The organism is Thermobifida fusca YX (assembly GCF_000012405.1).
Taxonomy (GTDB): Bacteria; Actinomycetota; Actinomycetes; order Streptosporangiales; family Streptosporangiaceae; genus Thermobifida; species Thermobifida fusca.
Genome location: NC_007333.1, coordinates 229322 through 244718, shown reverse-complemented (window position 1 = coordinate 244718; position 15397 = coordinate 229322). Strand labels below are relative to the sequence as shown.

Below are 15397 nucleotides of genomic sequence, written 5' to 3'. Positions count from 1 at the left end.
CATCATGCACTCGTTCCACATTGAGTGGCGCAAGTCCTCGTTCTCCCAGAACGAGAACTGCGTCGAAGTCGCTGACCTGCCCGGTGCCACTGCTGTCCGTGACACCCAGCACCGCGACCTCATGCTCCTGTTCCCGTCCGCTGAGTGGGTGGCGTTCGTGAAGGCCGCGAAGCGCGACCTGCTCTAACTGCTCTAAGCCCGTAAAGGGAAAAGCCCCGGCCCATGCGGGTCGGGGCTTTGCACTTCGTTCCGAAACCGATAGTACCCCTGTCCGGTTCCTGAGGCTAGTTACTGGCTGCCCATGATCCGGTCATAGCCGCGGCGTGCCCTGGCCGCGGCAGCGGACCTGCCGTAGCGGCGCAGCATCTGTGGGGAGTTCCAGCCGTTCAGTTCCATGAGGTCGCCCTCGGCGCCGCCCCGGTCCAGCCACGTGTGGGAGAAATGATGGCGGAACCGGTGCGGGTGGACTCCCTGGAGGCCAGCCTGGGCGGCGCGGCGCTGCACGAGCTGGTAGATCCCGGAGTCGGTGAGCGGCCCCTTCGGGCCGATCCACACCGCGGACACGTGCGCGTGGGCATGTTTGGCGCGCATCCGCAGGTACTTGTCCAGGGCGCGGGCGGCCTCAAAGCTGTACTTCACGGTGCGGGTGCGCTTTGCCTTGCCGGTGACGGTCGCTTCCCGCTCGACGACGTCGACGTCGTCGAGCTGCAGGCCGGAGAGCTCTGACAGTCGCACACCGGTGTCGCGGAGGAACAGCAGGATCGCGAGGTCCCGGCGGGACCAGATGTCGCGGCCCTGCACGGTGGCGAAAAGCGCCCGGATCTCGTCGTCGGAGAACACGGGCACGGGCTTCTCGGCGACGCGCGGTGGGGTCATGCCGAGCATGATGTTGGGGACTTCTTCGTCCTCGGCGAACCAGCGGAAGAACTGCTGGAGGCACCTGTACTGGTTGTTGACGTAGGAATCGGTGTAGCCGCGGGCGAACAGACAAGCGAGCCATCCGCGGATGTGGGCGCGGGTGACATCAGCCCAGTCGGTGACCGGGTCGAAGGTGTAACGCTCGGGCGTGTCGGGGGCGTGCAGGGCTGGCCGCCGGTGGCCAGGTACTCGGCAGCGAACCATTCGACGGCCTGCCGGTACATCCGCGTAGTCTTGTCGGCGCGCCCCATCGACTTGAGGTAGAGCACGAACGACGTGATGTGCGGTGCGAGGGACCGGGGTGGGGTGAGGTTCCTCTCATAGCGGGTCCTGGGAGCCATACAGTTTTCTCCTGTAAGAGCGGTGTAGCCAACAGATGCTATCTGTCGCCGCCCAGTTTTCCCAGGTCAAGTTGTATTAGAGCCGGCAAGGGGACTCGAACCCCTAACCTGCCGCTTACAAGGCGGCTGCTCTGCCAATTGAGCTATGCCGGCCGGTGTCGGGCACCCAGGTGAATGGTACCGGTTCTGATGTCACTTCGCTGCCGTACGGCGACGGACCGCCTCATACAGGGCCACACCCGCGGCAACCGACGCGTTCAGGGACTCCACCCCGTGAATGGGGATGGAGACCACGACATCGCAGGTCTCGCGGACCAGACGGGACAGTCCCTTGCCTTCCGACCCCACAACGACCACGGAGGGCTCGGTGGCCAGCTCCCACTGGTCGAGAGGAGTGTCACCATCGGCGTCCAGGCCGCTGACAAAGAACCCGGCCTCCTGGAACTGCTTGAGCGTCCGGGTCAGGTTGACCACCTGCGCCACCGGGATCCGCGCCAGAGTGCCCGCAGACGCCTTCCACGCGGCCGTGGTGACGCCCGCGGCCCGCCGCTCCGGCACCAGCAGCCCGTGCGCGCCGAACGCGGCCGCCGACCGCGCGATCGCGCCCAGGTTGTGCGGGTCAGTGACCCCGTCCAAAGCGACGATCAACGGGGTGGTTTCCCCTTTGCGGGCCTCCGCCAGCAGGTCGTCCGCCGTCGCGTACTCGTAGGGCTCCACCTGGAGGATCAAGCCCTGGTGCGCGGCCTTGGGCAGGCCGAGCCGTTCACAGCGCCGGTCCAGTTCCGGGCGGGCCACTTCCGCGATGGCGATCCCCTGCTGGCCGGCAAGCCGCGCCGCTTCGGTGATCCGCTCATCAGGGTCGAGGCTGTTGGAGAGCAGCAACCGGACCGCCGGCACTTTGGCACGCAGCGCCTCCACCACGGGGTTGCGACCGATGAGCAGCTCAGATCCGTCCCGGGCGCGCACGGTCGCCCCAGGAAGCTCTTCGACGACGCGCACCTTCCGCGTCGCCAGGTACTGGGCCCGCTCGGCCGCCTTGATCCGCTGCTTTTCGGCATACCAGTGCCGCTTTTCCGCGGGAAGCGTGGCCTTCTTGCCTGCGAGGGCACGACGGCCTTTGCCGCCGCTGCCCTTGGTGGGACCCTTCTTCGTCCTCTTCGACGGCATGTCCTGTCCTTTAACGAAAGTCCCGGTGGCTAGGCAGTCCCCTGGCAGGGGTGCTCGCCGTCGGAACCTGGTGTCTTAGCTGCGCTTCAGTTCCCAGCGCGGTCCCTGAGGCGTGTCCTCTACGGCGATCCCCATCTCGGCGAGCTGGTCGCGGATCCGGTCGGCGGTGGCGTAGTCCTTGCGTTTGCGGGCCTCCTGGCGCTGCTCCAGCACCACCGACACCAGCGAGTCGACCACGTCGTGCAGGCCGGAGTCGTCCGATCCCGCCCACTGGGGGGACAGCGGGTCCAGGCCGAGGACCGCGAGCATGGCCCGCAGCCGGGCCCCGATCTGGGCGGCGCGTTCCTTGGCGCCTTCCGCAAGTGCAGAGTTGCCTTCCCGCACGTGGTTGTGGGCCACAGCCAGCGCTTGGGGGACGCCCAGGTCGTCGTCGAGGGCGGCGGCGAACTCTTCGGGCACGGGGACGTCGTCGGGGATCGGTCCGGCGATCTCGTTGACCCGCACCAGGAAGTTCTCCAGGCGCTGGTAGGCGCTGGCGGCCTCGCGCAGCGACTCCTCGGAGTAGTCCAGGTTGGAGCGGTAGTGGGCCTGGCCGAGGTAGTAGCGCAGCTCCACCGGGCGGACCCGCCGGGTGATCTCGGGAATCAGCAGCGAGTTGCCGAGCGACTTGCTCATCTTCTCGCCGCCGGTGGTGAGCAGGCCGTTGTGCAGCCAGTAGCGAGCGAAACCGTCCCCGGCCGCTCGGGACTGGGCCGACTCGTTCTCGTGGTGGGGGAAGACCAGGTCGACGCCGCCGCCGTGGATGTCGAACGTGGGGCCGAGGTATTTGGTGGCCATCGCCGAGCACTCCAAGTGCCAGCCGGGACGGCCGGGCCCCCACGGGGTGGGCCACGACGGCTCCCCGGGACGGGCGCCCTTCCACAGGGCGAAGTCGCGGGGGTCGCGTTTGGCGCGCGCGTCACCGTCCTCTGCGGCGCGCATCTCTTCGAGGCGCTGGTTGGACAGCGACCCGTACTCGGCGTAGGAGGTGACGTCGAAGTACACGTCACCGGAGCCGTCCTCGGCCACGTAAGCGTGCCCGCGGTCGATGAGCCGCCGCATCAGTTCGATCATTTCCGGGATGTGCCCGGTGGCGCGCGGCTCCACCGTGGGCGGCAGGCAGCCCAGGGTGTCGTAGGCCTCAGCGAAAGCGCGGTAGTTGCGTTCGCTGACCTCCCACCACTGCACGCCTTCGGACGCGGCGACGTTGAGAATCTTGTCGTCGATGTCGGTGACGTTGCGGCAGAAGATGACCCGGTAGCCGCGGTACATCAGCCAGCGGCGGAGGATGTCGAAGCTGACGCCCGAGCGGATGTGCCCGATGTGCGGGGGAGCCTGCACGGTGGCACCACACAGGTACAGCGAGACACATCCCTCACGCAGCGGGACGAAGTCACGGACCTGACGGGTTCGGGTGTCGTAGAAGCGCAGACTCACGGGGTTAAGGTTAGCCGCTTTCCGACCGTCTCGGCGATCGCACTGGTCTTCCCCTGCGGAATTCGTGGTAATGCCGACTGCCGCACAGTGCCGCAGGGCTGCACTGCCCCCTCTGTCCGTTCTGCCGCGGCGCCAAGAGACTGTCGGGATCCGGGCCGGGCGCCCGGCGTCGGGTTGCGGCGTTCCGTTTTTCGCTCACATGCGGGCACACAATTCGCTGATTGGTCCGGTCTGCAGGACGCGTGCCACGGGCGGGGCGGGAGGGGGAGGCACTCGTGCACTCCTGCTTCCGACCCTAGACCTGGCCCTGCCGTACCGGCTTTCCCTGCCTGCGGCCGACTGGTGTGCGCGGGGAACAGCGCCGTGGCGTGTGACAGCGGACACGGTCCTGTCCTGCCGTTTTCGGCCAGAAGCCTCGTCCGAGCAGCGCATCCTGGGTTAGCCTGCCGCACGATGGCAGCTCAATCCTCCCGATCGTCCCGCACACCCCGTCGCCCGGCTCCGCCCGCGACGGGCACGTCGTCGCGCGTAGCCGTGATCGCGATGGCCGTGCTCTGCGTCACCGCGATCGCTGCGTGCGCCATTCTGCTGTCCTACAACGGCATCTTCCAGATCGCCCTGCGCGGTGGTGTAACCGGCTGGGCGGCGCACCTGTACCCGGGGATGTTCATCCTGCTGCTGTTGATGGCGTTCTGGGCCATCTACCTGCTCCGGGATGCCCCGCGGCGCCGCCGGATCTGGGTGGACCTCCTGGTCCTGGCGATGATCCTGGCCGCGGCGGGCGCCAGTGCGCTCCACTCGCTCCACTACGAGCTGGTGGAGTGGGCCGCCACTCTCGTCGTCGCGGGCGGTCCGTGGCTGGCGCTGCTGATCTCGTTCCGGCTGCTGCTGTGGATTGTCGCGCAGGTCCGGGGCGAACGCGTCGCCGTGGCGGGAGAGCCCGCAGCCGAGGAGCCGGCAGCCGGTCCCGCACCGGACAGCCCAGCGGCCCCGGCCGTGGAAGAGGAGCCGGTGGCGGTAGACAGCGGTTCTCCGGCAGAACCCCCCACTGAGCCGCTCGCGGTGCTCCCGCGCACGGAGACGTCTCCCGCCGCGACGGCAGCGCCGTCCAGCAGCGAGGAGACAGCCCCACTGGTGTCTTCGACCCCTGCGCCGCGCCCTGCGGCAGCCGACATCTCCGCGGAAGCGGACCTGGGCGACGACACGGTCCGCCCGGCCCCGGCAGAGCAGTCCACCGCCCCGCCCGAGCCTGACCGTGCCGCGGATGAGCGGGGAAGCCTACCGAAACGCGTCCCCCCGGCTGAGGGCAGCGCGATCCGTCGGGCCGCAGAACCCTCGGACCGTCCCCCCGCTGCGGTTGCGGACGAGCCTGCGGAGCTGTCCGCCGGCAGTGCCGTGGACGCGGAGCTCGACGACGCGGACTGGGAGAGCATCACCGACGCGGAGGACGACTGGGAGACCGGTGACACTCCGCTCGCCGACGATCCCAGCGAGGATGAGACGCACTCCGAGCCCGCGGAGGTCGCTGCTGCGCCGCAGGCCGCCCCACGCTCTTCGGCTGCTGGTGCGCCACACCCCGTATCCCGGGAGGAGGCCGCCGCGGACGATGCGGCTTCCGTGCCGGAGCAGTCGCCCCCGCCCGCACCGCGGCTTCGGCGCCGCCCTATCGTGCTCCGGCCCCGGCGGAGCAGTCCTCCGCCGCTGCGCCCGCCCTCCAGTGAGGTGCGGAGCAGCCCGACACCGCCGGAAGAGTGAAACGGCGGGGGCCGTACGGCCCCCGCCGTTGGTGCATGCGGGCTGCTTTAGAAGGCCTCCTCCGGCAGGTCCATCAGGTCGAGCGTGGTGCGCTCCGCGATCGCACGCTCCACGGACAGCCGGGGCAGGACCTGGTCGGCGAAGAACCGGGCCGCCGCGATCTTGCCGAGGTAGAAGTTCCGGTCGTTGTCGTCGGCACCGTCGATGCGGGCCAGCGCGATCTCGGCCTGGCGCAGCAGCAGCCAGCCGAGGACCAGGTCGCCCAGGGAGAGCAGCAGGCGGGTGGTGTTGAGGCCCACCTTGTAGATTTCGCGGGGCTCCTCCATGGAGCGCATCGCGTTGCCGACCATGCTCTCCACCATCGCCTGAACGTCCGCGGCCGCCTGGGCAAGGAGGGCGCACTCGTTCTTGAGCTGGCCGTTGCCGGGGTCGCTCTTGGCGAACTCCTGGATCTCACCCATGAGCTTGCCCAGCGCCTGGCCGTTGTTCTTCACGATCTTGCGGAAGAACAGGTCCATGCCCTGGATAGCGGTGGTGCCCTCGTAGAGGGTGTCGATCTTGGAGTCCCGGATGTACTGCTCGATCGGGTAGTCCTGCAGGTAGCCGGAGCCGCCCAGCGTCTGCAGGGACTCGGCGAGCAGCGCGTACGAGCGTTCCGAGCCCACGCCCTTGACCAGCGGCAGCAGCAGGTCGTTCATGGCCTCGTACTCGGCGGGGTCCTCGCCGCGGGCGGTGGCGATCTGGACTGCGTCCTGGAAGGTGGCGGTGTAGAGGACCAGGGCGCGCATCGCCTCGGCGTAGGACTTCTGCAGCATCAGGCTGCGGCGCACGTCCGGGTGGTGGGTGATGGTGACCCGGGGGGCGGTCTTGTCGGCCTGCTGGGTGAGGTCGGCGCCTTGGACGCGTTCCTTGGCGTAGGCCAGCGCGTTGAGGTAGCCGGTGGACAGGGTGGCGATGGCCTTGGTGCCGACCATCATCCGGGCGTACTCGATGATGAGGAACATCTGCCGGATGCCGTCGTGCTTGTCCCCGACGAGGTAGCCGATGGCCGGGTGCTTGGCGCCGAAGGTCAGCTCGCAGGTGGTGGAGACCTTCAGGCCCATCTTCTCTTCCACGTTGGTGACGTAGACGCCGTTGCGCTCACCCAGCGAGCCGTCCTCGTTGACCAGGTACTTGGGGACGAGGAACAGCGACAGGCCCTTGGTGCCGGGGCCGTGGCCCTCGGGGCGGGCGAGGACGAGGTGGAAGATGTTCTCGGCCATGTCGTGCTCGGCCGAGGTGATGAAGCGCTTGACCCCTTCGATGTGCCAGGTGCCGTCGGGCTGCTTGATCGCCTTGGTGCGGCCGGCGCCCACGTCGGAGCCCGCGTCGGGCTCGGTGAGGACCATGGTGGCGCCCCAGCCGCGCTCGATCGCCAGTTTGGCGAACTTCTTCTGCTGCTCGTTGCCCTCCTGCCACAGCACGTGGGCGAAGCCGGGGCCCGCCGAGTACATGTGCACGGCGGGGTTGGCGCCGAGGATCATTTCGGCTACCGCCCACACCAAGGAGCGGGGGGCGCCGCTGCCGCCCAGCTCGGGGGGCAGGTCCAGGCGGTACCACTCGGCGTCCATGTAGGCCTGGTAGGACTTCTTGAAGCTTTCCGGGATGGTGACCGAGTGGGTCTTGGGGTCGAAGACCGGCGGATTGCGGTCGGCGTCCGCGAAGGACTCCGCCAGAACTCCCGTGGCCAGCCGGTTGACTTCGGCCAGGATGTCACGGGCGGTGTCCTCATCGAAGTCCTCGAAGGGACCGGAGCCCATGATCTCCTGACGGTTGAACACCTCGAACAGGTTGAACTCGAGGTCCCGGAGGTTGCTCTTGTAGTGCGTCATGCCCGCGCTCCGCTGTGTCACTACCGCTGCTCACACAGCGATCTACTGACTGGTAACAAAATCAATGTTACTACCCAGTAGAAGTCTCGGGCCAGGGTGCCGAGAGTGACAGCCCTATGACCCGATCGACATCACGCGGATGATCGCATCCAGCATTGCCCCGACCTCAGGCAGCGGCCCTTCGCCCAAGTCGAGGTTGCGGCCGTCCCGGGTCCAGCGGATCAGCCGCGTCCGCGGCTCGGTACTGCTGCCCCGGAACGTGCGGTCGGCTTCCAGCACGTAGAAGTCCGGGTCCCCCGGGCCGTGGAACGGGTCGTTGTCCCGGATCCCGCATACCAGGTACGCCTCCCCCGGACGCATCGGCTGCGGCAGCACGACAACGGCCGCCTCCAACGTGCCGCAAACCGTGAAAATCGTGGTCAGCCCTGCCGAAGAGAGCCGCTGCTCTGCAGGGAGCGCGTCCCCGGTGCGCTGCCACGCGCCACGTAACCCTTCGGCGAGCTGCCGGTCACGGGCCAACGTGAAGAACCGGGGGCCGAGGTGGAACGTGATCGCGCGCAACACGACGTTGGTGAACTCGTGGTGGTGGCGCCGGGGCGTATCCCCCTCCCGGCGCAGCACCTGCCTCGCACGCATACCTGCTCCTCCCAGCGAAGCGCCTGGAAACCATTGTCCTCCCTGGCAGCGGAGCAGTAAGAAGCCTCCCAAGCGGCCACACGCCGGGAACACGCCCGCCCCACCCGTTTCCAGGCGGGGCATTCCCGAGAACGCCGCTGTCTTTCCCCGCTTTCTTCCCTGGTGAGAAGTCCGTCAGAAAGCCCGAAGAAGCGTGACGCCTTCGGCAGGCATCAGAACGCCAGGAACGGTGCCGCAGCGCTATTCCCTACTCGCGTCGTAAAACCTGCGCCAGGAAATCAGCAGACCACAATCAGAGATTGTAAAAATATCAACGAAATCTTTCTCGGCCTCGTTGCCGTCCTGGAAGACGCCCGTCACGGCCATATCCACGCCTTCCGCGATGACCCCGCGCACCCGGTGCCTGCCCGTCCCGCAGGCCCCGGCCGCCAGCGCGACTCCCCCTTCCCGGCCGCGGACGGCCGACATCCCGGGAAACCGCACGTGAACGTGTTCGTCCAGCAGAGAAGCACATCCGTCCTGGTCACCGCGGTCCAGATAGAGGTAGAGGAGCCGTGCATGCTCGACTCCGACCACGGTGACGCGAGCGCTGGGTGAAAGAGCGCGTCCTCCAGAGCGATACAAGCGGTCCTCCTTAGCTCGCGACGCCGCACAGCATCCGCCATCCGCTCCATCACTATTGCGAACAGCGCAATTGCCGGACTATCGCGCGGCTATCCCGTCTGAACCGCCCTCGGCGGCCGAAAGTGGACAATACAAAAAGTGAACCAGAAAGCGCTCTTTGTGATATAAATCCGTGAACATCACAAGTGTTACCTATTGGACCACTTATTCAACTTTTATCCGATCTGGGGGTAAGCGATCGGCACCGTTCCTGAAATCCCAGGCGAGCACCCGCCCGTGATTTTCCGGGTGCTCGGTCCTCTCCAGGTCGAAGGCCCGTCCGGCCCCATCCGCATCCCGCCCGGACGCCAGCGGATCGTGCTCGCCGCCCTGCTCCTCGAAGTCAACCGGCAGGTCTCCACCGACTACCTCGTCGACGCCATCTGGGAGCACGACCCTCCCGAAACCGCGCGCACCCAAGTCCAGATCTGCGTCTCCCGCCTCCGCCGCCTCCTCGCCCCCACCGGCGCCGCCATCGAAACCCGCACCCCCAACTACCTGCTGCGCGTCAACCCCCTGACCGTGGACGCGCAGGTCTACTCCCAGCGGGTCGACGAAGCACGGGACCTCAGCAACCATGGGCGGATCAGCGAAGCCGCAGCCCTGCTCCGCTCCGCGGCCGGACTGTGGAACGGCCCCGCCCTGGACGGCGTCCCCAGCCGGATCCTGCGGGCCAAAGCCGCCCGGCTCGACGAAGACCGGCTCACCACGATCGAGACCTACCTCGACCTCGAACTCCAACTGGGCCGCCACAGCCAGTTGATCGGCGAGATCACCGAACTCGTCGAACAACACCCGCTCCGGGAACGGCTGCGCTCCCAGCTCATGCTGGCGCTGTACCGGTCCGGACGCCAAGCCGAAGCCCTCGAGGTGTACCGGACCGGCCGGGAACTGCTCATCAAAGAACTCGGCTTGGAACCCGGAGACGAACTGCGCTCCCTCGAAGCAGCCATCCTCGCGGGCGACCCTGCCCTGCGCCCCGCCGACCCCCCGGCGCCCGCTGCCCCGCCCGAACCCCCGCCGTCCTCCCCCACCCGCGGCGTCACCCCCTACCAGCTCCCCACCGACACCGCCGACTTCGTGGGCCGCACCGAAGCCCTTGAAACCATCCGGACGACCCTGCTGAACAGCGACGGCGCCGTCGGCGTCGCTGTCCTGCTGGGCCGGCCCGGCGTCGGCAAAAGCGCCACCGCCGTGCACGCCGCCCACCAACTCGCCGCCGACCACTACCCGGACGGCCAGCTCTACTGCGACCTGCGGGCCAGCCGCGGCGCCCCGCTCCCGCCCTCCGACATCCTCGGCCGGTTCCTGCGCGCCCTCGGCGTCCCCGGTCAAGCCATCCCCGACGACCCCGACGAGCGGGCCGCAATGTACCGCGGGCTGCTCGCCACCCGCCGCGTCCTCGTCGTCCTCGACGACGCCGTCTCCGAAAGCCAAGTCCTCCCGCTCATCCCCGGCGGCCGCGGCTGCGGAGTCATCATCACCTCCCGCTCCCGGCTCACCGGCATCCCCGGAGCCACCTGCCTCCGGGCGCGCTTAACGAGCTCATCAACAGGATTCCGCGGCGGACGCAGTCCAGCAGTTCAGCCAGTTCAGCGTCGCTGTAGGTGAGTGCCGGGACGAGCTGCACCCCTGAGGGGCCGGGGTGGACGATCGCTCCTGCGTCGCGGATTGCGGCGACGAGGGCGGGCACCCGGTGCTGCGGGAGCGGTGCGCCGGAGGCGTCCGCGATGCGCAGCGAGCGGAAGCAGCCGACCCCGGTGGTGCCGATGATCTGCGGCATTTCTGCCATGAGCTCCGCGATACCGGCACCCAGTTTTTCGCCGAGCGCTTGGCCTGCGGCGACAGCGTCCAGTCGGCGCATTTCAGCGATGGTTGCGCTGATCGCCGCACAGGTGAGGGGGGTGGCGCCTTGGGTCTCGGCGTGGGAGAGCACCGCGTCGTGTTCGGTGAAGGCGTCCGCGACACGCTGGGAGACGATGACGGCCGAGGCCGGGCAGGTGCCGTTGGTGAGCCCTTTCGAAGTGATCAGCAGGTCAGGCTGTTCCGGCCAGCGCTGGGAGGCAAAGAAGCTGCCGGTCCGGCCGAACCCGGTGGCCACCTCGTCGGCGATGAGGAGGAAGCCGTGCTCGGCACGCAGCCGCAGGAGTTCCGCCACGTACTCGTCAGTGAGGGGGATCGTTCCCGTGCCTACGACCGGTTCGACGACCACGGCGGCGATCTGCTTGGCGGCGCGGGAGACCAGGGCGTTCAGTTCAGCGGTGTCGTTGGGCCGCACGTGGCGGACCAGCCGCTGGTCGACCCCGTAGAGCCGCTGCCCCAGGTCTTCGCCGGTGAGCGCGAAGCCGCCGAAGGTGAGGCCGTGGTAGCTGCCTCGCAGGCTGACGACGAGGGAGCGGCGGGTGCGGCCGAGGAGGGCGTGGTAGTGCCGGGCCACTTTCATGGCCGCGTCGTTGGCGGCGCCACCGGAGGAGGAGAACAGGACCCGGGAGTAGTGCTCGGGTCCGCTCACCTCGATCAGGTCGGCGGCGGCGCGGCGGGCGTAGACGTTCTCGTACCGGAAGGCGCTCAGGTAGGAGGCGTCGTGGAGGGCTTGGGCTACTGCTTGCGCGATCGCCGGGTTCCCGTAGCCGAGGTTGGCGTTCCACAGCCCGCTCGCCCCGCACAGCAGTTCGCGTCCGTCGGCGAAGCGCACCCGGTGGCCGCGGGCGGAGACCGCGCAGATGCTGTCGTCTCCGTGGGCGCTCGGCGGCAGCAGGTAGGGCCAGAGCGCGGTGCTGGTGGTGTGGCTCATCGCTGGATCTCCGCTTCGATCAGGGTCACCCGGTGCCGGCCTGCGTCTTCGAGCGGCGTGCGCCGCTGCTGGACGGTGAACCCGGCCTGGGTGAGCTCGGCGGCAAGGCGGTCTGGGGGGAGCACCCGTACGTGGCCGGTGCACACGGGCACTGGGCCGTCGGGCAGCTCGCTGGGGAGCACGGTGATGGTGCGGACGTCGGCACCGGCGGGCCAGTGTTCGTAGAGGCGGTAGGCGGTCCCGCTGGCCCCGGTTGCGGTGATCTCGACTTCCTCTTCGGGGGAGTCCGCGCCTCGGTCGAGGGTGGTGAGGAAGAACCGTCCGCCGTCGGCGAGGTGTTCGGCGACGCAGCGGTACAGTCCGGCGCGGCCCGCCCGGTCCAGCAGCGAGATCGAGGTGGTGCCGAGGACGATGACGGCGTAGCGGCGGGGGAGCCGGAAGTCCGCCATGTCGGCTTGGACCACCGTGCAGCGTTCCCGCAGGTGGGCGGGGGCGCGGTCGAGTTGCTGCCGGAGCAGCGCCAGCATGTCCGCGGACAGGTCCAACGCGGTGACCTCGCGGCCCAGGGCCAGGAGGGGCAGGGTGATCCGCCCCGATCCGGCGGCGAGGTCCAGCACCGGGCCCGGGTGGGGGCGGACCAGTCCAACCAGGTGGCGGACTTCGCCGGTGTCGCGGAGGGACATGTCGTGGTAGATGGGGGCCCCGTGCGGCCCGTACAGGTCGCACAGGCGGGCGCGGTCGCCGAGTTCGGCTACGAGCTGCCCGGCCCGGCCAGGGGGCAGGAGGGTGGTTGCAGCCATCACACAGCCACCTCCGATCCGATTCCGGTCAAGGTCACGCCGGATTCGGTGAAGAAGCGGTCCACGGCGGCCAGGCTGCGGGGCGACGCGTATTCGCTCGCCTGCTCTGCCGACCCGGTGACCAGGAGGGCTTCTACTGCTGTGGCGGCGGCCAGGTTGACCTGGAAGGTGCGTCCGCTGGCGGGTTCGTAGACGTATCCGCTCTCGTCGTTCCAGAACAGCAGGGGCGTGGCAGCGTCAGCCGAGTCGGGGTGGTGGTCGAGGGCGGGGTTGAGCCGCTGGCCGAACCCGGAGACGCGGAGTCCGACGATTTCGCGGGTGGCGAGCATCCGCAGGCCGTCGACAGCGGCCAGGTAGCGGCCGAGCCAGGGGCGGGCGAGCAGTTCCCGTGTGCGGTCTGCCTCGGGAAGGACGGCTCGGAGGCAGACCGCACACGGTGCGGTGCTTGCCGCGTTGCGCCGGTCCCAGTTCGCTCGCAGGGAGGCGAGCGTGTCGCCGACACGTCCGAGGCTGCAGCCACCGATCGAGGTGGAGATTTCGCCTTCGGCGTTGACGTAGAGGCGTAGCTGAGGACCGTCGACTCCCGGGCCTGCTCCCAGCCCGGGGAGGTCTGCGATGCGGACTGCGGGCACGACAGCGATGTCGGGAAAGACGCCTTCTTCGCGGGCCCGGTCGGCGTCGGCGAGGAAGAGTTCCAGGTCGTCGGGCCCGGTCACCCGGACCAGGGTCGGACCGAGGACCGACATGAACGGGCTGGTGGCGTAGTCCTGGGTTTGGAGGAAGAAGTCGTAGCCGATGGACATCTCGGCGTTGGGTTCGTCGAGCGTGCCCGCGAAGCCGACGACGCGGGAGGGGTCTGCTCCGTGCCCTTCGGGGGCGAGCACGACGGTGTTGTCGCCGACGAGGTCGGTGTCCAGGAGGTCTGCGAGGTGGGCCGGGTCGGCCACCACGATGGTCGAGCAGGAGTCCTGGTTGGCGAGGCCGACCTCGAACTGGCCGGTGCTCCAGGACATCAGGTGCCGCTTGATCCGCCGCAACTCGGTCTTGTCCATCATCGTGTTTCCCGTCGCTGTCGTGGGGTGGGTCGTCTGTGGGGTGGTCATCGCGTTACCGCCGCGAGGATCTGCTTGAGGTCGTCCATGGCTGCCTGGTGGCCGCACGCCTTGTACACGCCGGTCACGTTGAGGACGACCTCGTCCACGCCGGCTTCGCGGTAGCGGTCGAGTTCGGCGCAGACGGTGTCCAGGTCGCCGCTGACGAAGGCCCCGCCTTTGATCAGGGCGCGGGCGGCGTCCTGCGGGCTGCTGCCGTGGACGTGGACTCCGGCGCGGCGCAGCATGTCGAGGTAGTGGGGTCCTTGCAGGTGCGCGGCGTTGCTGGCGAGAGCTACCTCGGCGGGATCGGTGCCGGGCCGCTCCAAGGCCACCGGGACGATCGCGGTGACGGTCGGTGCGGGACGTCCGGCCTCCACCGCGCTCTTGCGGATGGCGGGCAGGAGGGTGTCCCTGATGTAGGCGGCGGGAGTGAGCCAGGTGATCGCCACGTCGGCGAGTTCTCCGGCGACTCCGGCCATTCCCGGCCGCAGCACGCCGAGGCCGAGCTTGACCTCGGGAGCTGCCGCGGGAGGCAGTTGGGCGTGGACGGTGAAGTATTCGCCGTCGAGCCGGACCACTTTCCCGGAGAGGAGAGCGCGGACCGCGGTGAGGTATTCGCGTGCCGCGGTCAGCGGACTGCGGTAGGGGGCGCCCAGGATGCCCTGCTGGAGGCTGCGCGCTCCCGGTCCGAAGCCGGCGATGGCGGGGTGCCCGGTGGCCATGGCCAGGGATCGGGCTTGGAGGGCCGCCTCGTAGGGGTGGCGGAAGGGCATCAGGGTGACGCCTAATCCGGCGGGGACGCGGAAGCCTGCCCCGGCCGCGTAGGCGAATCCCTGGTGGGGTTCGATCAGCAGGGCCTGCCCTTGCCACAGGCGCTCCGCACGGGTCCAGTTCACCAGCGCGGCGTAGGGCAGCAGTTGCTCCGGGCGGCGTGGGAGGAACGGGACGAGTACCGAATAGTCGGTCATGCGAGGCTCCTTGGTGTGGGCGGGCTGCCATAGCCCCGGGTTTCGTGGATCCGGCTGTGTGCCGTCTCCGGTGGACGGCACTGAATCTGTCAGTCGGCGATCGCCCGGGCTTCACACCGCTGTCGCACCCGCAGAATTTTTTGCTTTTCTCCGTTGTGCCAGGTCAAAGGGGGACTATCCGGGCGATGTCCTGTGGGGCTGGTGGTGCAGGCGGGAGTGATAGCCCGTGGATAGGCAGTGGATGCTGCTGCGCGGCACCGTGGTCCGTGGAGCCGACTTCGAGTGGCCTTCGCCGGGGCTGTGTCCCGGCGGCTTCCACGGATGCGAGGTGTGACGATGAACGATGCACGCGTAGTGGAGACGCTTGGCGGATGCCGGGTGGACGGGGTCCCGGTACGGCACGGCCGGGCGTTGGAGCTCGTGGCGGTGCTGGCGTTGGCGAAGGGGTCGGCGCCGCGGGACTGGCTGCTGTCCACTCTGTTCGAAGGCGACCCCGCCCCGTCGAGTTTGCCGACGCTGGCGCTGCGGGCCCGCAAACTCGGCATCGACGTGCGCTACGACCGCGACCGCTGCTGCTATCTGCTGGCGGGTGAGGTGCGCTGCGACGTTGTCGAAGTGCTGGAGCTGGTGGAAGAGGGCCGGCTGGCTGAGGCGGTCGCCCGTTACCGGGGGCCGTTCCTGCCGAAAAGCTACAGCCCGTTCGCGGTGCAGATGCGGGCGAGTCTGGAGGAGCGGCTGGTCCGCGCGGCTCTGCTCAGCGACGATGTCGCGTTGATGGCGTCGGTGGACCGGGTGGTCAAGCACCCGGAGCTCAGCCAGGAGCTGGTGCGCCGGGGAGGCGACGCCGTGGTGGTCTCGCTCAGCCGGTCGTGGCTGGCCGGTCTCGAAGCCGCGATCTAGGGGGGATGGCTGTG

14 protein-coding genes and 1 tRNA gene are annotated in these 15397 nt (G+C 68.8%); 4 read left to right on the top strand and 11 right to left on the bottom strand.

All coding sequences use genetic code 11. From position 1 onward, the window contains the following. Positions 1-4 precede the first annotated feature (4 nt). Positions 5-187 (top strand): DUF397 domain-containing protein, encoded by a 183-nt coding sequence (locus TFU_RS01075; protein ID WP_011290662.1) that lies wholly within the window; start codon positions 5-7, stop codon positions 185-187. Positions 188-288: 101 nt separating this feature from the next. Here TFU_RS01075 and TFU_RS01070 read toward each other — a convergent pair whose 3' ends face one another. The 4 genes from TFU_RS01070 to cysS form a co-directional block, all read right to left on the bottom strand. Next, positions 289-1122, bottom strand: a complete 834-nt coding sequence (locus TFU_RS01070; protein WP_011290661.1) for a tyrosine-type recombinase/integrase — start codon at positions 1120-1122, stop codon at positions 289-291. A gap of 217 nt (positions 1123-1339) precedes the next feature. Beyond that, a tRNA-Thr gene (locus TFU_RS01065) sits at positions 1340-1412 on the bottom strand. 39 nt (positions 1413-1451) lie between these two features. Then, entirely contained in the window at positions 1452-2426 is a 975-nt protein-coding gene (gene rlmB, locus TFU_RS01060) for a 23S rRNA (guanosine(2251)-2'-O)-methyltransferase RlmB (protein WP_011290660.1), read from the bottom strand. A gap of 75 nt (positions 2427-2501) precedes the next feature. Next, entirely contained in the window at positions 2502-3902 is a 1401-nt protein-coding gene (gene cysS / locus TFU_RS01055) for a cysteine--tRNA ligase (RefSeq protein WP_011290659.1), read from the bottom strand. Between the two features lie 543 nt (positions 3903-4445). Here cysS and TFU_RS01050 point away from each other — a divergent pair. Beyond that, complete coding sequence (locus TFU_RS01050) at positions 4446-5657, top strand: hypothetical protein (RefSeq protein ID WP_370492645.1); 1212 nt, start codon at positions 4446-4448, stop codon at positions 5655-5657. Between the two features lie 47 nt (positions 5658-5704). Here TFU_RS01050 and TFU_RS01045 read toward each other — a convergent pair whose 3' ends face one another. The 3 genes from TFU_RS01045 to TFU_RS15655 all read right to left on the bottom strand — a co-directional run bounded on the left by TFU_RS01045 (position 5705) and on the right by TFU_RS15655 (position 8788). Further along, on the bottom strand, positions 5705-7528 hold the full coding sequence (locus tag TFU_RS01045; protein WP_011290657.1) for an acyl-CoA dehydrogenase: 1824 nt from the start codon (positions 7526-7528) through the stop codon (positions 5705-5707). Between the two features lie 114 nt (positions 7529-7642). After that, complete coding sequence (locus TFU_RS01040) at positions 7643-8164, bottom strand: hypothetical protein (protein ID WP_011290656.1); 522 nt, start codon at positions 8162-8164, stop codon at positions 7643-7645. A 240-nt stretch (positions 8165-8404) separates the two neighbouring features. Further along, positions 8405-8788 carry a nuclear transport factor 2 family protein gene (locus TFU_RS15655; RefSeq protein ID WP_081430382.1) on the bottom strand — a complete coding sequence of 128 codons (384 nt, stop codon included), beginning with the start codon at positions 8786-8788 and terminating at the stop codon, positions 8405-8407. Between the two features lie 288 nt (positions 8789-9076). On the opposite strand from TFU_RS15655, the gene TFU_RS01030 reads away from it, so the two are divergent. Beyond that, complete coding sequence (locus TFU_RS01030) at positions 9077-10438, top strand: AfsR/SARP family transcriptional regulator (RefSeq protein WP_011290654.1); 1362 nt, start codon at positions 9077-9079, stop codon at positions 10436-10438. Here the strand turns inward: TFU_RS01030 and mpaD are convergent. Genes mpaD through TFU_RS01010 form a run of 4 tightly spaced genes read right to left on the bottom strand, consistent with a single transcriptional unit; the run spans position 10326 to position 14483 of the window. Continuing rightward, complete coding sequence (gene mpaD / locus TFU_RS01025) at positions 10326-11621, bottom strand: daptide-type RiPP biosynthesis aminotransferase (RefSeq protein ID WP_011290653.1); 1296 nt, start codon at positions 11619-11621, stop codon at positions 10326-10328. The genes TFU_RS01030 and mpaD overlap by 113 nt on opposite strands. Further along, positions 11618-12421 carry a daptide-type RiPP biosynthesis methyltransferase gene (gene mpaM, locus TFU_RS01020; protein ID WP_011290652.1) on the bottom strand — a complete coding sequence of 268 codons (804 nt, stop codon included), beginning with the start codon at positions 12419-12421 and terminating at the stop codon, positions 11618-11620. The genes mpaD and mpaM overlap by 4 nt, the downstream gene beginning before the upstream one ends. Beyond that, entirely contained in the window at positions 12421-13524 is a 1104-nt protein-coding gene (gene mpaB / locus TFU_RS01015; RefSeq protein WP_370492316.1) for a daptide biosynthesis RiPP recognition protein, read from the bottom strand. Before mpaB ends, mpaM begins: the two co-directional genes overlap by 1 nt. Further along, entirely contained in the window at positions 13521-14483 is a 963-nt protein-coding gene (locus TFU_RS01010) for an LLM class flavin-dependent oxidoreductase (RefSeq protein ID WP_011290650.1), read from the bottom strand. The genes mpaB and TFU_RS01010 overlap by 4 nt, the downstream gene beginning before the upstream one ends. 336 nt (positions 14484-14819) lie before the next feature. Here TFU_RS01010 and TFU_RS01005 point away from each other — a divergent pair, with 336 nt between their 5' ends. Then, positions 14820-15383, top strand: coding sequence for a hypothetical protein (locus tag TFU_RS01005; RefSeq protein WP_011290649.1), 564 nt, complete (start codon positions 14820-14822; stop codon positions 15381-15383). Positions 15384-15397: the final 14 nt, after the last annotated feature.